The organism is Paraburkholderia sp. SIMBA_054 (assembly GCF_046534875.1).
GTDB lineage: Bacteria > Pseudomonadota > Gammaproteobacteria > Burkholderiales > Burkholderiaceae > Paraburkholderia > Paraburkholderia hospita.
The window spans coordinates 1-14,814 of the sequence record NZ_JAWRXV010000095.1 but is presented as its reverse complement, the minus strand read 5'-3'; the positions used below and the strand labels follow the sequence as shown (position 1 = coordinate 14,814).

General features: G+C 61.7%; 17 protein-coding genes and 2 pseudogenes. 11 read left to right on the top strand and 8 right to left on the bottom strand.

All coding sequences use genetic code 11. The features are described 5' to 3' along the window. Window positions 1–225 precede the first annotated feature (225 nt). Complete coding sequence (locus SB822_RS51290; protein WP_410858389.1) at window positions 226–540, top strand: high-potential iron-sulfur protein; 315 nt, start codon at window positions 226–228, stop codon at window positions 538–540. 611 nt (window positions 541–1,151) lie between these two features. Here SB822_RS51290 and SB822_RS51285 read toward each other — a convergent pair. Then, the gene (locus tag SB822_RS51285; RefSeq protein ID WP_410858388.1) at window positions 1,152–1,772 is read right to left on the bottom strand and encodes a hypothetical protein; all 621 of its coding nucleotides are present in this window, start codon (window positions 1,770–1,772) and stop codon (window positions 1,152–1,154) included. 1,115 nt (window positions 1,773–2,887) lie between these two features. On the opposite strand from SB822_RS51285, the gene SB822_RS51280 reads away from it, so the two are divergent. Further along, complete coding sequence (locus SB822_RS51280) at window positions 2,888–3,079, top strand: DUF3008 family protein (RefSeq protein ID WP_410858387.1); 192 nt, start codon at window positions 2,888–2,890, stop codon at window positions 3,077–3,079. Window positions 3,080–3,241: 162 nt separating this feature from the next. On the opposite strand, the gene SB822_RS51275 is transcribed toward SB822_RS51280, so the two are convergent. Beyond that, complete coding sequence (locus SB822_RS51275; protein WP_410858386.1) at window positions 3,242–3,787, bottom strand: hypothetical protein; 546 nt, start codon at window positions 3,785–3,787, stop codon at window positions 3,242–3,244. Window positions 3,788–4,124: 337 nt separating this feature from the next. Further along, window positions 4,125–4,410: pseudogene (locus tag SB822_RS51270) on the bottom strand (hypothetical protein). Window positions 4,411–5,178: 768 nt separating this feature from the next. Here SB822_RS51270 and SB822_RS51265 point away from each other — a divergent pair. The 3 genes and pseudogenes from SB822_RS51265 (at window position 5,179) to SB822_RS51255 (ending at window position 5,631) form a co-directional block, all read left to right on the top strand. Further along, window positions 5,179–5,421, top strand: coding sequence for a hypothetical protein (locus tag SB822_RS51265; protein ID WP_410858403.1), 243 nt, complete (start codon window positions 5,179–5,181; stop codon window positions 5,419–5,421). After that, window positions 5,397–5,459: pseudogene (locus SB822_RS51260) on the top strand (aldehyde dehydrogenase); the annotation flags it as partial. The gene SB822_RS51265 and the pseudogene SB822_RS51260, both read left to right, overlap by 25 nt. A 22-nt stretch (window positions 5,460–5,481) precedes the next feature. After that, window positions 5,482–5,631, top strand: a complete 150-nt coding sequence (locus SB822_RS51255; protein ID WP_410858402.1) for a hypothetical protein — start codon at window positions 5,482–5,484, stop codon at window positions 5,629–5,631. A 286-nt stretch (window positions 5,632–5,917) separates the two neighbouring features. On the opposite strand, the gene SB822_RS51250 is transcribed toward SB822_RS51255, so the two are convergent. Both SB822_RS51250 and SB822_RS51245 read right to left on the bottom strand, forming a co-directional pair. Continuing rightward, window positions 5,918–6,199: a DUF1223 domain-containing protein gene (locus SB822_RS51250; RefSeq protein ID WP_410858385.1), complete on the bottom strand. Its 282-nt coding sequence runs from the start codon at window positions 6,197–6,199 to the stop codon at window positions 5,918–5,920. Between the two features lie 29 nt (window positions 6,200–6,228). Beyond that, entirely contained in the window at window positions 6,229–6,633 is a 405-nt protein-coding gene (locus SB822_RS51245; RefSeq protein WP_410858384.1) for a DUF1223 domain-containing protein, read from the bottom strand. A gap of 403 nt (window positions 6,634–7,036) precedes the next feature. Here SB822_RS51245 and SB822_RS51240 point away from each other — a divergent pair, with 403 nt between their 5' ends. Genes SB822_RS51240 through SB822_RS51230 form a run of 3 tightly spaced genes read left to right on the top strand, consistent with a single transcriptional unit; the run spans window position 7,037 to window position 8,866 of the window. Continuing rightward, window positions 7,037–7,312, top strand: a complete 276-nt coding sequence (locus tag SB822_RS51240; protein WP_410858383.1) for a CopG family ribbon-helix-helix protein — start codon at window positions 7,037–7,039, stop codon at window positions 7,310–7,312. 2 nt (window positions 7,313–7,314) lie between these two features. Continuing rightward, window positions 7,315–7,632: a type II toxin-antitoxin system RelE/ParE family toxin gene (locus tag SB822_RS51235; RefSeq protein ID WP_410858382.1), complete on the top strand. Its 318-nt coding sequence runs from the start codon at window positions 7,315–7,317 to the stop codon at window positions 7,630–7,632. A 58-nt stretch (window positions 7,633–7,690) separates the two neighbouring features. After that, window positions 7,691–8,866 (top strand): prolyl oligopeptidase family serine peptidase, encoded by a 1,176-nt coding sequence (locus tag SB822_RS51230; RefSeq protein WP_410858381.1) that lies wholly within the window; start codon window positions 7,691–7,693, stop codon window positions 8,864–8,866. A gap of 423 nt (window positions 8,867–9,289) precedes the next feature. Here SB822_RS51230 and SB822_RS51225 read toward each other — a convergent pair whose 3' ends face one another. Together SB822_RS51225 and SB822_RS51220 are read right to left on the bottom strand one after the other, a co-directional pair. Then, on the bottom strand, window positions 9,290–10,675 hold the full coding sequence (locus tag SB822_RS51225) for a hypothetical protein (protein ID WP_410858380.1): 1,386 nt from the start codon (window positions 10,673–10,675) through the stop codon (window positions 9,290–9,292). Between the two features lie 638 nt (window positions 10,676–11,313). Beyond that, window positions 11,314–11,484, bottom strand: a complete 171-nt coding sequence (locus SB822_RS51220) for a hypothetical protein (RefSeq protein WP_410858379.1) — start codon at window positions 11,482–11,484, stop codon at window positions 11,314–11,316. A 687-nt stretch (window positions 11,485–12,171) separates the two neighbouring features. Here SB822_RS51220 and SB822_RS51215 point away from each other — a divergent pair. Next, complete coding sequence (locus tag SB822_RS51215) at window positions 12,172–12,429, top strand: hypothetical protein (RefSeq protein ID WP_410858378.1); 258 nt, start codon at window positions 12,172–12,174, stop codon at window positions 12,427–12,429. A gap of 9 nt (window positions 12,430–12,438) precedes the next feature. Further along, a complete protein-coding gene (locus SB822_RS51210) occupies window positions 12,439–13,365 on the top strand; it encodes a hypothetical protein (RefSeq protein WP_410858377.1) in 927 nt (308 codons plus the stop codon). A 169-nt stretch (window positions 13,366–13,534) separates the two neighbouring features. Here SB822_RS51210 and SB822_RS51205 read toward each other — a convergent pair whose 3' ends face one another. Then, complete coding sequence (locus SB822_RS51205; RefSeq protein WP_410858376.1) at window positions 13,535–13,723, bottom strand: hypothetical protein; 189 nt, start codon at window positions 13,721–13,723, stop codon at window positions 13,535–13,537. 822 nt (window positions 13,724–14,545) lie between these two features. Between SB822_RS51205 and SB822_RS51200 the strand changes: the two genes are divergently transcribed. After that, on the top strand, window positions 14,546–14,814 hold a 269-nt coding region (locus SB822_RS51200), incomplete at its 3' end, for a chemotaxis protein CheB (protein ID WP_410858375.1).

The window sequence follows — 14,814 nt, the reverse complement described above, 5'->3', positions numbered from 1 at the left end:
TCGCGATCGCGCAGCGTGATTGCGAAAACATTCCCAGATCGGCATGAGCGGACGGGAGGCGCGGATTCTGGGCGAGGACGAGAGGAGGCGCACATTTGCGGGAGCGGGCCGCGGCGTTATTCTCTTCATTGCAGCGACGGCAGTGCCACAAACGATCTTCGTTGTATGCTGCGCAGTAAAGGTTCCTGCCAAACGGGTCCAACACAACACTTGGAGAATCCCCCGATGAAACAGTCTCGTCGCACGTTTCTGATTACGAGTCTTGGCGCCGCTTCGGCGCTCGCCCTCTCGCGCCAGGCGTTCGCCGATGCACCGCACGTTAGCGAAAGCGACCCGACCGCGGTAGCGCTCGGCTATAAGGAAGACGCGACCAAGATCGACAAGGCCAGGTACGGATCAAAGTACGTGGCCGGATCAATGTGCAGCAACTGCTCGCTGTTTTCGGGTAAGGCGGGCGACGCCTTTGGCCCGTGTGCACTGTTTGGCGGAAAGCAAGTCAACAGCAAGGGATGGTGCAGCGGCTATACCAGGAAGGTCTGATCTACAGGAAGACTGCACGGGCGCGCATTGAGGATCACATCGAGCATCTGCTTGGCGTTTCGATCCGAATGATGGGTACCGCGATCGGCGTCGCGCGTGTACTGGCTTGCGACAGGAACCGGTTGAGCGCGGCACGATGACACACGGATTTTTCAGGCCGGTCAGGATCCGTCCGACCCGACCGGATCACAATCGTGCCGCCGCTAGCGGCCGTAAATGCGGCAGATCACGCGTGAAGCGTGACTATACCTGCCACGGTCTGGAAATCCAGGTCGGTGTCGAGACGGATGCCGTCAGCGCGCGTTCGGTCGCGCCGGGATATGGCACTGGCTATCTCGCTGTCGTGAAAAATCCCAGAGCCGGTTCGCCCGCTTCCTCGTTCACACCCAGCGGCCGGGAGCGGCGGATGGAAGATCAAGATGGGGGATGTTCGAGGGGAAACAGGAGGTGCTTCGCCTGGCCGGATGCGTGCTCGCGCATCGTCCGACGTCTGGCGTGTCATGGCGGCCTATAGGCAGTAACAAAGGGCTTGCCGGAGGCAAAGCACACCACGACGGAAGTGATTCCGGACAGAACAGCTCATCGAACGCTGCCGGCAACGGGGTCTTGCGTCAGTAAGGATGTCCCGGCGGTGACGCATCTCCGAGGGGCGGGAGGTCAGGTTCATGTTCGGCGCCTAGCCCCCTTCCAAACCACGGCACGTCCGCGTGCAGGTCTTCGACGTAGGCTTTCCAGCCCGCCTCATTGTCGGCGAACAGATCATGCTCAACGAGATGGGCGAGCGACCGTCGGTTCAGATTCACATCGAGCAGCGCCTTGGGCCATAGAAAATAGGCACCGGCAGCTCGCGTCACGAATTCAAGCGGTGTCATCTCTGGCTCGACCTCCTGCAAGATGGAAAAGGTCATCAGCGATTCCTCCTGCCGGACGGCTTCGCCGATGGTGTTGTAGCGGTGGGCGCATTTCGTGACGCAGGCAATCGCCTCAATCACGTCGCCCAGATGAAGCAGCAAGGCTCTGCGTTCCATGCCATCCGTGGCGCCAATAGCAGGACTCGCGGTCTGTCCCTCGAGTTCGGCAGGTGGAATCCGCTTGGCGATACAGCGATAAAATCGCGTGTAAACATCGCGGTCCTGCTCGCCAATTCTGACGAACTGGTCGAATTGGTCGGGGGTCATGCATTCGTCGGCTGCGCTTCGGATCAACGCGTCGCGGTCGATGTTATCTGTCATTGGCAGTCTCCATCTGTAGTCAGTCCTGGCTGGGCCGCCGGCCGCCCTCCCCGATGACTGATCGAGCTATTGCTCGCTTCACAAAATAAACCGTCGGCGTCCAGCAACGACCGTTGTGGGGAACGCAAATGCAACCCGGCGTGCGTTGCCTGCTGGAATTCCCCGAGTCGTAGTCATTCCGATGCCCGTGCGACATTCCGGCACGATCCCGACGCACTAACGCAGACCGGTTGGTTCATCCCGAGCCGGGTTCAACGGGGCACTGGTTTGAGCAGGCTTCTGCTGCGGTGTCTCACGTTCCAAGGCGCGGGCCATGCGCCAGTACTCGTCCTCGCAGCCAATGTTGCATCGGCCATTGTGCTCTCCAGTCTAGAGAAGGTGCCCAGCTTGCACACGGGTTTCGGCGAGCTGTGGCTGGTCGCTCTCCAGCCCCCACAAACAGCACACCTGAGTAATCTCCGGCCCTCGTTTCGTGAGTTGACGAAGCAGGGGTATGCCTGCGCTCGTAGCGGGATTGCTTTCCCCGTATGGTTTCCGGCCATGCACCCATCTGCCTGTATGCCAGCGGTGGCCGGGCGGTTGTCCCGCAACGTGGCGCTTCGCGAAGCCGGCCGATGACGCGCCAGGAAGAAAGCGTTTCCCGGCAGTATCCAGGTAACCGCGGGACCCACGGCCGTTGGTCCGCGATCCCGGGAAGGGGTCAACAGGCAAAGTTTGCGTATGCGATACGCCTGCGCCGCACGTCGATCACGTATCAGGAAACATGATGGGTGACCTCGCCTGCTGTCAGATGTCGTCCGTCAATCGCCTCCCGCAGCAAGTCGCGTGCCGCAGTCGGTCCGCCCCCAAGGTGCTAGGGCGCTGCTTCCAGGCAGTTGGCGCTTCTTGATTCGACCGCGGGCGCGAAGCGGACTTCCTATCGTGCCTCACGAGTGGGGGCGAATATCAGCCGGCGCCGGTGAGACGAGCCCCCGCCGGTGTTAATCCCTGGAAGGGTTGCGTAAAGCCGTCCAGAAAGGATCCCTGGTACATCTGTTGCTAATAATGAGCAGACGTCCTCTGCGGTGGATTCATTGCGCAGTTCGACGCGTAGTCTGATTTGCAGGGAGGATCAAATGCCCGCAAGATCGAAAGCACAACAGATGGCGGCCGGCGTGGCACTGGCCGCAAAGAAGGGCGAGAAGCCTGTAGCAGAACTGAAGGGCGCCGCGAAATCGATGTATGAGTCGATGACCGAAGAACAGCTTGAAGAACTTGCATCGACCAGCCAGAAAGATAAGCCCACCCATAAATCAGGATCTGAATAAAAAGATTATTGCCCCGACCGCACTGGCGGCCAGCGGATCAAGGGCGCACGATCTACATCGGCCCGGTTGCGGTACGTTTCAGGATCGTCGTCGTAGGCGCTGCAGGCGCCTAACGCTCGAACACATAGGTGCCGGGTGCGTCGCAAAGCACCTCTCCGGCGGTCATGCGCGCGGCGCCCTGTCACCGGAATGCGCCACGAGCCAGTGTTGCCAGCGCGGCCACCACGAGTCCTCATGCACGCGGGTCCGCGCATACCACTCGTCCGGGCCCAGGTAGGGTGCATCCCTGGCCCGCGTGCTGAAGCGATAGTTGCGGCCGGCGTGCCCCGGTTCGGAGAAGATAATGCCGGCATCGTGGCCACCGGACGTCAGTAGGAAGCTGATCTCCGCGTTGCTCAGCAGGTGCAGCTTGTAGACCGAGCGCCACGGCGACACGTGATCCCGCTCCGTGCCCACCACAAACACCGGCAACCTCAGATCGCTAAGCGCCACCGCACGGCCGCGTATGTAATACCGTCCCTCGGCCAGCGCGTTGCGCAGATACAGCTCCCGCAGTGTCTCACTGTGCAGTCGGTACGGCAGGCGCGTCGTATCCGCGTTCCATGCCATCAGGTCCGTGGACTTGGTGTGCTTGCCGAGCAGATACTCATGCATCATCCGTGACCAGATCAGGTCGCGCGAATGAAGCAGCTGGAAGGCACGTGCCATCTGCCGACCGTCGAGATTAGCCTTGGTCCCACGGGCGTGCGGTCCCCAAGGCCGCGTCGCCGTCGTGGCGCCGCGTTCTTACTGTTTGCGACGCCACAGCGCGACAGTTCGGAGCGGTGCAAACAGAGCAACTTCCGGTTGGCTGGGCGGAATCGTTAGCCGCCCCCGCTTGAACTGCCTCTTCGCGAACGATGACGAAACAGAACATGCGTGACATTGCGCCTCACAGCAGCTCCATTTGTCACCGGCATGTCGCTCGCAGCACCGTCAGGACTGGACACCGGTGCGCCTGAAGTTGACTGTTCCATAAGTGCAGTCCGGGCACATCAATGTCGCATCAATCCTCGTACGCGGCCATCACAATCCATCGATTGCGACTGTCATCGTGCACCTCTGCAGCCAGTGCACACGTGTCATGGCTCGCACGCCTGCTCTAGCGCATTGCGGGCCTGCTCCGACAGGGAATGTCTGGACCGAAAGGAGGCGGACTTCATTCTGGCCTTCGAACATCCGTCGATCTTTCCGATAAACGAGAGGTTCTTTTTCCATTCGCGGAAGGGTTCACGAACATGCTGCAAATCCCCGCCGCAGACATTAACCTCATATCGAATCCGTGACGGCATCATCATCATCAAGTAACTCAGCGTGAACTGCTATCCGTTACGATCGCAACCGGTCGCTGAGTTCAATTGTTGTGCAGCCTTTTTCATGAGCGCAATTGCGCTCCACGTGCTTCCGTAGAAATTGCAGCGCTATGTAAAGCGTTCCAGTGTGCGCTTACGCGATTTCGCGCGACCGCAGAGGACGTGAAGGGTGGAGAAGCGGGGCATGGGCCGCGCGGCGCCGCGATACTGGCCGCGGTCGAAGAGGCACAGGAATTGCACCGTAAAATGCGGCCTTCAGACTTTGCGCTCACCAGGCCAGAAGACCACCACGCCAGGAACGATAGCGCGAGACGCATTGCGATTGCGGCGTCCGTCGTACTTCTGACTTTAGGTGCGGCGGGCTGCAAGCGCGCTGACAGCAGCGCAAGCGGCGTAGCGCCGGGCAGTAGCGGCGCGGCGATGGGCAATCCCCCAGCAGCCAGCGCGACGGGCGCAAGCCAGTAACGGACAACGTCGGCAACGACCGGACGGCGACCTCGCTCGATTGCCGCGTCAGCGACGCGCCCAGGCCGCCGGGCGCGACGACAGCCGCGTTATTCCCGCCCGTAGGGCGGATTGCATCGAAAACCTGAGTTCCGGGGGCAGCATCTTTGCCCGATCAATTGGAAAATGCCAATCAACGCAGCCTCGATATGTCGCAAAGGCCGGTTAGCGCGGGCATGGCCCCGTGCAAGGCCGACTGCATGTCATCGCGTCTATTCTCAATGGGACAATGGGAGCGAACCTATGACGACCAGTGTCATTACCCTGCTGAACGTGCTGATCGAAACGTCGAATGACCGTGAGCGCGGCTTCATGAAAGCAGCCGATCAGGTACAGCATGCGAGCGTGAACGATGCACTGCTCGAAAGTGTCGAGCTGTACTCGCGTGACGCGCGAATTGCAGGATCTCGTGTTGAAGCTTGGTGGCAAGCCGGAAGGTGGCGGCAGGCGTGTCGGGTGCGTTGCATCGCGGCTGGCTCAGTTTGAAGTCTGCGGTCGGCCGCCGTCCTGATCATGCGATCCTTGCCGATTGCGAAAAGGATGAAGATGCCGCGGAGAAGCGGTTTCACGACGTACTTGAGGAAGATCTATCTGCCTGCCGAGGTGAATGCCGTCGTCGAACGGCTCTATGAGGCCGTGGCGCAGGATCACGACCGCATTCGCGCGCTGCGCGATCAGTATGCGCCTAGGTCCTGATCGAAACGACGCGCGCGCCTCTGTCAGGACTGGTCACGAGCGCCATCACGTCCCTGATGGCAGCCGGGTGTTCGGACAGGCGGACATCCTGAGGAATCGTCGCACCGTGCTTCGGTGCGCTGCGGCGGCCTTGCTTGAGAACGAAACGCGACGAATCGGTGCGGATGGCGTGGCAAGCGAAGCGGAGCGGTTCTTTATCATGGACCAGCGATCCGTACGCGTTCGGGTGAGCGAACCGCATTCGGCGCACCTGCGTTGAGTTCGTTGGCGCGCGACAACCAATCGCTCAGCGCGCAGGCGCTTCACGCACATCGACAACGCGTGCGGCACCGATGATCGCACCATCGGGCGCTTCGAGCAGTACCACCAGATGCTCGCCGGTGACGGCGTTGGCACGCAACGTGAGCGCCGTGCCGGACCACTGGCCGATTGGCGCAATGCTACGCACGATGTTCGATTCAGTGAGCATGTGGCCCGCGTTCTCGCCGCTCCCGATCGCCGTGACATGGCGCGCGTCGTAGCCGACCAGCAGCATGCGCGCGCCTCCGCTGCCCGGGCCGATGGACACCGAAACGCCGCCACCTGCGCGCGCGGCGCTCACTGTAGCGACCGTGACGCCATGGACTTCGCTTGGTCGATGGCCGAGTTGGCTGCACTTCGATTCGAGCCGACCACTTCGGCCTTGCCGTCGATCACCATCTCCGGCGTGTACGCGAAGTCGCGAAACCACTGGGCGTACTGCGCCTGACGCGTATCGGCGCCGTCGAATGAAAACGGATCTTTCCAGCCGAGCCGGTTCCAGTATGTGACGTGAAAGGCCAGAGGCAGCACATCGGTGCGTGTGTCGCTCAACTCAGACAGAAAGCGATCGGCCGGCGGGCATGACGAACAGCCCTGCGACGTGAACAGTTCGACGACGACCGGGCGCGGCGCGGCGGCGAATGCATGCGATGCGAGCAGCGCCGCCGTGCTGGTGCAGATGACGGCAAGAGAACGGACCAACGTGTCCTGACTCCAGATGACGACGTTATCAGTAATTCGCTCGCCGGCACGAGCGGGTTACAGCTGAAGAGTGCCCGCCGCGTCCGGTGAGTCCCGTCGATCACTGGCTCGACGATTCCGCAGCCGCGCTCGCCGCATCCTTGGCAGTTCATCGCAAGGCTATGCCCAGACCCCGGCGGACTTAGGCTTCTTCGATGACAGCTGCGCACTGAGAAGGCAACGACTGAACTCACTTCGTCGGCTCGAGTGACTTCGATTTCCGAAGAGGGGAGATGGGAGTGAAGCAACCTCCTATACGCGCGTGCGACAGGACTTGCGGGAAGGCGCAGGTCGTCAAACAATTCGCACAGTCACTTTATTGTTTTACAATAGAGACTATTGAATATGCATAATAGGGGTGGCAATGACTGCAACAGCGACAACCCGGACCCTGACCGCTCAGGTACCCGTGGCGTTGGCCGAGGAAGTTGACGCCTTGGCCGAGCAGATGGAGCGCCCGAAGCAATGGATCATTAAAAAAGCCTTGATCGCGTACCTGGCGCGTGAAAAGGAAAAGCGACGTTTGATCCAGGAGGGCTTGGACGACGTTGACGCGGGCCGCGTGGTTTCGATGAAGGAAGCCGAAGCGTGGGCGGATAGCCTCGGCACGCAAGGCGAACGGCCGGTGCCGCGCGCATAACCGTGCCGGTCGAACTGACCAGCAAGGCCATGTCCGACCTTGCCCAGATCGCTGAGCATGTCAAGCTTTATAACGACGTCTCAGCGGCGCGAACGGTCGTTAAGGCACTCTTGGCCGAAGCGAACAAGCTGGGCGAAACCCACTATCACCGGCTCGGGGAGGAACTGGACGGGTACGATGGCCCGCCCCCCCGCGAGGTTCACAAGTGGGTGTGCCTCGGGGGGCGCTACGAAATGCATCTCGAAATCAAACCCGCATACGCCGAGCCCCCCGCCACAATCTTCGTGCTCCGGGTTTGGGACACGAGGCAGGACCGCTGAACAGTTCGACGGGCGGAGCGATGTTGCTAATCTATTCCACTCCGACGAGGAGACGACAATGATGACGACGGCTTTGGGCCTGCGGTTAGCGTCGGCAGCTGTGTTGGCGATCGGCCTCGCCGGGTGGGGCGGTGGCGGCGATTCGGCCGGTACGGATGCCGGTGCATTGGGAGCATCGGCACAGGCGAAGGCGTTAGCTGACACGTCGAGCCCTGCCGCGGACGCGTCCAGGATCGAAAAACTTCAGCGCTATCAGATTGACCCGAGGAAGGTCTTCGTCGCGGGTATCTCGTCTGGCGGTTTCGCGGCGGTGCAGATGCACGTTGCCCACTCTTCGACCTTCAAAGGGGCCGCTGTCTACGCTGGCGGAGTGTACTGGTGTGCCGCCGCCGGACGAGCCGCGACAGCTTTGGCAAACTGTGGCGGCTTGACGCTTCCGTCGAATCAGGCGTCGTACAACAGCACGCTTGTGGCATCCGAGACGTACCTGGACGCGCAATCGTCCCTCGGCACCATCGACCCGGCGACGAATCTGCGTGGACAGCCCGTCTACCTCTGGTCCGGCACGCAAGACCAAGTCGTTAATCCCCTCGAGATGGCCGACCTCAACTCGGAATACCAGCGTTATGAAGCCAATGTTCACTTCGACAATTCGTTTCCCGCCGAGCACGGCTGGGAATCGCCTGACGGCGAACTTGCATGCGGCACACTCGGGAGTCCCTACATGGTGCGTTGCTCGGCGAATGGCGCAGTCTACGATTCAGTAAAAACGTGGCTGACGATGTTCCTCGGTCCATTGAAACCGCGCAACAACGGAAAGCTGTCGGGTACGCTGTCCGCATTCGATCAAACGGAGTTCGGGGCGCCGCCAAACCTTTCTATGAGTCCGCCTGGGAGCGTTTTTGTTCCCAAAGCCTGCGCGCAAGGGAACAAGTGCGGATTCGTGCTCGCCCTCCACGGCTGTCTGCAGGAGGCATCACTTATCGGCAACCGCTGGGTCGCCGAGGCGGGCATCAATGAATGGGCCGACACGAACAAACTGGTGGTCTTGTATCCCGACACGATTGCGTCGTCTGCGCCAGGACCGACGAACCCGAATGCATGCTTCGACTGGTGGGGCTACTCCAATCAATACGACCCGAACTACGCACTCAAGAGCGGCTTGCAGATGTCGGTGCTACGCGATGGTGCAGCGCGTGACTGGCCGACCGTAGGACCGTCGTGGCACGGTTAGAATGGGGCGGCCGGTCGCCGCTGGAAGCACGGCTTATCAGGGTGCCAAATGGATAAAGGTGGGACCGTCGAGCGCCGGCTTCACACAATGGCTGCACCTCGTATTTTCGGTGCCCGGTTCGCTTTTGGAAAATAGATTGGTATCCTACGCACTTGACATAACTAAAGCTGGCGTGCGCGACAGACAGACAGGTCGAGCCGGTTGTACTCGTTGAACGCGGGCGGGCCGGACTTCGCGCCTGCAAAAGGCGTCGTCCCGGGCGCCCGCGGGCTGCATCATCTGGTGGTGTTGCGAATTCGCGAGTCACGGTGACAACCGTTTCCCCTCTCACTGGGACTCATGCAATTCGGCGCAAATCCAGACAACGTGGCGCTCACAACGGATCAGCGGCGGCATCGTTGGTCGATCGACGCCGCCAACGACTTACAACAAGACCGCTTGCTGTAAAAGTTCCAGCGCTTTCAATTCGTCCAGTCGACCCGTGCGTGCCTTACCTGCCAGCGTCTTGATCAATGCTTCCGCTATCGGTTCAATACCGTGAAGATTGTCCAGGCTGGTCACGGAAGCGAAGGGGAGCGGTACCGGGTTTCGCTGCGGTACTGCGGGGGCGGGGAGCGACTCATCGGTTGCCGGTGTGCCTGCCGGTGCCTCGCCATTACTTTCTTCAGGTGGGCGGCCGGCAAGGTCGTCGGTGAAATCATTCACATGAACTTGCGGGCTGACGACGATCGTCTCTTGCTCTGCTGCGGCATCCGCCGAAACAGGTGAGGGGCTTTCCGGATCATCCCGGACGCCCGCCCGTGCGCGCCCCGTACGCGCCTTCGCAGCGGCGAGTTTCCCAGGCGCGCCATCATTTTTTGTTGCGGCCGCATGCGGCTCGTGTCGTTGCACAGATATGCGGCCGCGTGCGGCAGGGGTAAGCATACGCGACACCGACTCTGGAATCTCGGCTTCGGAGCGCGGCGTGTCCAGCCAGCCAACTGGCAAACCCAGTCGCTCCGTGAACCGGTTCGCTTCGACACTGTCCATGCGCTTCTTGCCGTGTAGCCGATCGGCTATGTTGAATCCACTCATCTCCATGACCACGCCGAGTCTTACTTTCGATCCGTTGCGACTCGTGAGAAGGTGGAGGTTTGCGCGCCGGATGTTCTCCACCTCGGCGCTGTCGCTCAATGCCAGCGGTTGCTGTTGGGGCGTTTCAGGAGACGCCTTGTCTTTCGAAGGCGAAGCGTTGAGCGACGCACGAGGTTCAGGCTGTTCGGCCATTTCGCTTCGACTGTTCCTGACGGCTCTGGGCGACCCGCCCGCTACTTTCTTCGGCATTTGCGCTTCCTCGGACAAACTATCTTCAGGAACTGGTTGCTGGTCGACGTTCAGGGCAGAAGCCGGCTCAAGTGCTTCGGACTCTACGTCGGGTCCGTCGTCGATTTGAATGAAGTCGAGCGGTGACTTCAGAGCGATGGTCTCGGGCGCGAGCGCAGGATTGGGCTGGTCAAAAAAGCCATGCGGTAACCCAAGCGTGGTTTCCATGTGAAAGGCGGTCTCGGGCGTGAACCTCTCGCCTTTCATCAGTTCGGCCACGCGCGTCATGTTCGATTCAAGTGCTATGGCGATATTCTCTGCGCCTACCGCATCGACCAGAAACTGAAACGATCGTGTTTTGAAGATGGAGGCAGTCTGGGCGGCGTCGCGGGGAGGCGCCTTCACATACGGTGGTCTCTGGCGGTTGGGCGGAGCTTTACTTTCGTGGCGAGGATGGTGTTGACCCCCGTCCCGGGATCCCGCATATCGCCCGCGGGCTTGACTCATAAAGTACAACTCCATGCGATGTTGATATTCTGAATATCGATTATAGGGGAGGCAATGTTGTCATCGGGTGCGTCAGTCGCTACATATGCGGCTCCCCTGGACATCCAGCGCCAAAACGGCCGTCCTCATGCTGTCATATTTCGACGTTAAGCGTTTCCAGTGACTGGCGTTCGGTGACGACCCACAACGGTGGATTTAATACCGAGGGCGAAAAGCCTTCAAGGACTCCGCCGATCACATTGCCGATCGGGACGAACTGGGTACGTTGCTTGAACGCCAGCTTGTCGCACTGGAGCGACTCGCGGGCGGGGCAGTACGCCCCCGCATCAAGGAGGAACGGAGAGTCTCTTCTCCGTCACCTTGCCTTTATCCATTGATGAGAGAAATCCGTCGGCCGCCTCTCAGGATCTTTCACGCGCCCGACCCGCAGGCGGTAGTGCCTCAACGCAGCGCTTCCAGACGGCGTTGGCAACGTTTGTCATCGCCCCCTCGCCGATAGCTCTGCATGGCCTTTGTGCGGTCCGGGACAACGCTCCTGTCTTCTGCACCCCACACGCCCTCCCAGAAAAGTCCGAGATTGTGTGCTGAGGCTTTGTGTCCCAGTTCAATGGCCTGCTCGTAGAGCGAACGCGCACGGTTCACATCCGCCTGCGGCCCCGCCCAAGCCGTGCACTGTCGGCCAGCGCGGCGGCGGCCAGGCCGCGCAGACGATCCTCTGCGGTTTCATCCTTCATCACGTCTTCAAGAATCGCGTTGCCCCTCGCGAAGTCCGCCTCCCCTCCGGTTGGTGTGACGAGCGAAATGGCCATGGCCGTACGCCAGGCCGGATGGCGGTTCGCGCCAATGCGCTACAGTAACCAGCGGCCCAGATAGGGTGCATGGCTTGACGTGCTGGTGAGCAAGGGAGTTTGCGATTGTGGCGAGCGACTCCGGTGACAGGAATCCAGTCTTGTTTGCCGCAATGACGTGACGGGAGAACTTTTCGACATCCAGTGTCGGGTCGGCGCGGCGCAACTGATGCCATTCGCGCTCGATTGCCCCGACCCAGCTTTCCATTTGCATGGTGAGCGATCCGGTGGTGAAGAATGCGCCTGATTCTAGCTCACCTTTTGCCGACTGCAACCTGCGGATTTTGTTGCGCCTTTAGTCGCAAACGTGTCTACGCCAATGGTGTTCGGAATGCACTGGATCCGAAAAGCATGCGATGCACAGGTTTTAGAATGAAAGTTGTTGAATAGATGATCAGGTATAGATACCTGCGTATTTATACCTCCATATATGGCACAATCCCGGCAAAGCGGGCGACGGCGCGCAGGCTGTACGCCGCGTGGTTCGCTTCACCCGTCCCGCCCGGGCGCAACACGACGTCACAGAAGGGGAGTCTGATTCACGATGGCCGATGCATTCGAACTCGTTGCGCTGGCGCTGCCGGTGACACCGCCCCCGAGTCACTGCCCGCGACCGTCCGGCAGTTCGTCGCCGAGTGCTGGCCCGGCATGAGCCGCGGCCAACTCGTCGCTCGCGCGCGTCGCCACGCGCTGCGGCCATCGTTGCGCGCAGGTCGTTTGTGTGGTGCGAGCGCGCCGGGCGAGGTTGGCCTGTTTGCCCTGACGCTGACCGCGGGCGCGCAGGTCGTGTCGCTGATTGCCCATCTGCGCCGGGTGCCGCAGCGCCGCGCGTCGGCGCGCAATCGCAAGGCGACCACCGCGGCGCGGCCGCCCGTGCGCGATCCGCGCCAGGCGTCGCTGTTCTAGGAGGCGAGCATGGGGCGTCCGCGCATCGAGTGGAATGACGCGCAGCTGCGCGCGATCATGGGCGCGCTCGCCGCGCTCGAGCGGGACTTCCCGCTGGACAATGCGCGTTTTCTGGACGGGCTGGTTGCGGCGGTGCGTGCGATCACGGGCCGCGTCTATGGCGCGATGACGTACGGGCGGCTGCCGCGTGATGTCGCGCCGCAGTCGGGTGTCACCCGGCGGCCGAGCACGCCAACCATCCAGGCAGCCGTGCTGCGCGCACAGGCCCTCGAGCACGGCGCGGTCGAGGCCGCGGCTGAAGCGACGGCGCTGGTCCCGGTCGCGTCACGTTTCGCGTCGACGGGTGGAAGCATGCTGCGCCCTGCGGCAGCACAGGGCCGGGCAGGCGAAGGCGCCAGCTATCCCATCACCCTCAACGCCGATGCACTGCGCGGGGCGCTGGCGCCGCTGGTGCGCGAGCTGCTGCGTGAGAGCATCGCGCCTGTGCATGCGCTGCTCGTCCAACCGGGGAAGTCCGCTGTTGCTGGCAACGGGGACGGGCGCCAGCTGCAGCTGACGACGGCGGCGCTCGAGGATGCGCACGCGCGGATCCGCCAGCAGGAAAAGGAAATGGGGGAGCTACGCCGCGAACTCGGCGCCGCGCAGGCCGCGCGCGATCTCGCGGGTGAACACGTCAATGCCATGCTCGCGGACCTGCGCGAGACGATCGTGGCGTCGGGTCGGGATGCGGAGTTGCTCGCCCGGGCTGCCGGGCAGCTCGCCGGGACCGAGAAATTCCTCAAGGCGCAGAACGACGCCGTACGGCTGCAGGTGTCTGCCGAAGCGGAAGCGCTGCGCACGCAGAACCGGCAGTTGCGCGAGCGGATCGACCACCTCATTGTCGACAACGACCGGTACCGGCGCGCGATCGCCGGTCGTGGGACGAAGCGTAGCTGATGTTCCAGTCATTCGGTTGCGCCGAACAGTTCGCGGGAACGCGGTCACGCGACGTGTTGCGGGAAGCGGACTGCGTGAACGGCGCGCTTCCGGCGACAGCAAACGCTTTTGCGGTGGCGCGAAACAAGCGGGCGGTCCGGCCAACGGAGGTCGGCTGGCCGCGCTGTGCTCAGAACCCGACGCCGACGCCCACCCCCACCCCACCGCCGAAGCTGCCGCCTCCCACACCCACGCCGATGCTGGGACCCGGCGCGTAATAGCCTGGGCCGGACGCAGGATCGCTGTAACCGTACGGCGGAGCAGCCACGCATCCCGAGACGGCAGCCGCTAGTGCCAGGATGCCGAAAAGTCTGAGCATGATCGTCTCCCGTGCGCGAATTGAGCACCAAGACCTGATCCTGTGTCCGGACGGATCAGTCGGGCTTCCAGCGTACACCTCACGAGCGCGGTGCGCCGCATGGCGCTGGGGCGCTCTCGCAAGCAAAGGCGCGTCCGGCTGGGCGCCCCTGTCAGACACCGCGGCGACGCGGCCAATGCTGACAATGCACACCTTTGCGGCCGCACCTTTACCCTCTTTTACCTGATTCGACAGCGGAATCGGACGAGTCTTCGTTGGCACGGCGACAGGCCGAGAGACGCGCAAGGTACGGTTGGCGGGCACGAATACAGCAGCGTCTGTGGGACGGAAGAGGCGCTGGAGTGCTTTGCAGATATGGTTTAACGCGCGGTTGCCGGACGAGTTATATGCGTGCAAGGCCTCGACATGGCATTCCGAGACCGGGCACGTGACATCTGATTCAAATTTTTTCGGAAACGAAATGCGATTTCGATCTTGCCGGATCGCGATGGCCTGCTCTCGCAGGCACCCGTTCGGTTCTGTTCGGGCGTCGCGTCTGGATTAAAATAATATTTTCTCTTCGCCGCTAAGGTATTCGTATTCGACAAACATCGCAGGAACATCGCTTGCGGGATTAGCTTGCGGCATAACGATGTCAATGTTTGGTCGTAGCGTGCGGCGAACCTGCGCCCGCGGATTCCAGGAGTCGGCGGTGGCTGTCGACACGCTGTGAGTATTCGGCCTAGCTGGGACGCGGCGTCGATTCGCGCGGCGGACCGGTCCCCTCCGATCAGTTCGCGCGAAGAACACAGAACTGTCAAATCGAAGGCATTTCGCTTTTCCATGACGACCGACACATCCACGGATTCGCCTGCTGGCCAGCCTGCCCCTGGGCGCTCAACGCTCGACTTCCCGGTGGTCGGAATCGGCGCATCCGCAGGCGGCATCCAGGCGCTACTTCGTTTTTTTGAACAGATGCCGCGCGAAGCGGACATGGCGTTCGTCATCGTGCTTCACCTGTCTCCGAAATACGAGAGCCGCGTCGATGAAGTGATCCAGCGCGTCACCACAATGCCCGTCACGCAGGTACTCGAGCAGACAAGGATCGAAAA

What these genes read in the sequence shown, in the direction of transcription:
- SB822_RS51290 (WP_410858389.1), top strand. Translation starts at nt 226, where the DNA reads ATGAAACAGTCTCGTCGCACGTTTCTGATTACGAGTCTTGGCGCCGCT.
- SB822_RS51285 (WP_410858388.1), bottom strand. Translation starts at nt 1,772, where the DNA reads ATGACAGATAACATCGACCGCGACGCGTTGATCCGAAGCGCAGCCGAC.
- SB822_RS51280 (WP_410858387.1), top strand. Translation starts at nt 2,888, where the DNA reads ATGCCCGCAAGATCGAAAGCACAACAGATGGCGGCCGGCGTGGCACTG.
- SB822_RS51275 (WP_410858386.1), bottom strand. Translation starts at nt 3,787, where the DNA reads ATGGCACGTGCCTTCCAGCTGCTTCATTCGCGCGACCTGATCTGGTCA.
- SB822_RS51265 (WP_410858403.1), top strand. Translation starts at nt 5,179, where the DNA reads ATGACGACCAGTGTCATTACCCTGCTGAACGTGCTGATCGAAACGTCG.
- SB822_RS51255 (WP_410858402.1), top strand. Translation starts at nt 5,482, where the DNA reads ATGCCGCGGAGAAGCGGTTTCACGACGTACTTGAGGAAGATCTATCTG.
- SB822_RS51240 (WP_410858383.1), top strand. Translation starts at nt 7,037, where the DNA reads ATGACTGCAACAGCGACAACCCGGACCCTGACCGCTCAGGTACCCGTG.
- SB822_RS51230 (WP_410858381.1), top strand. Translation starts at nt 7,691, where the DNA reads ATGATGACGACGGCTTTGGGCCTGCGGTTAGCGTCGGCAGCTGTGTTG.
- SB822_RS51225 (WP_410858380.1), bottom strand. Translation starts at nt 10,675, where the DNA reads ATGAGTCAAGCCCGCGGGCGATATGCGGGATCCCGGGACGGGGGTCAA.
- SB822_RS51220 (WP_410858379.1), bottom strand. Translation starts at nt 11,484, where the DNA reads ATGGCCATTTCGCTCGTCACACCAACCGGAGGGGAGGCGGACTTCGCG.
- SB822_RS51215 (WP_410858378.1), top strand. Translation starts at nt 12,172, where the DNA reads ATGAGCCGCGGCCAACTCGTCGCTCGCGCGCGTCGCCACGCGCTGCGG.
- SB822_RS51210 (WP_410858377.1), top strand. Translation starts at nt 12,439, where the DNA reads ATGGGGCGTCCGCGCATCGAGTGGAATGACGCGCAGCTGCGCGCGATC.
- SB822_RS51205 (WP_410858376.1), bottom strand. Translation starts at nt 13,723, where the DNA reads ATGCTCAGACTTTTCGGCATCCTGGCACTAGCGGCTGCCGTCTCGGGA.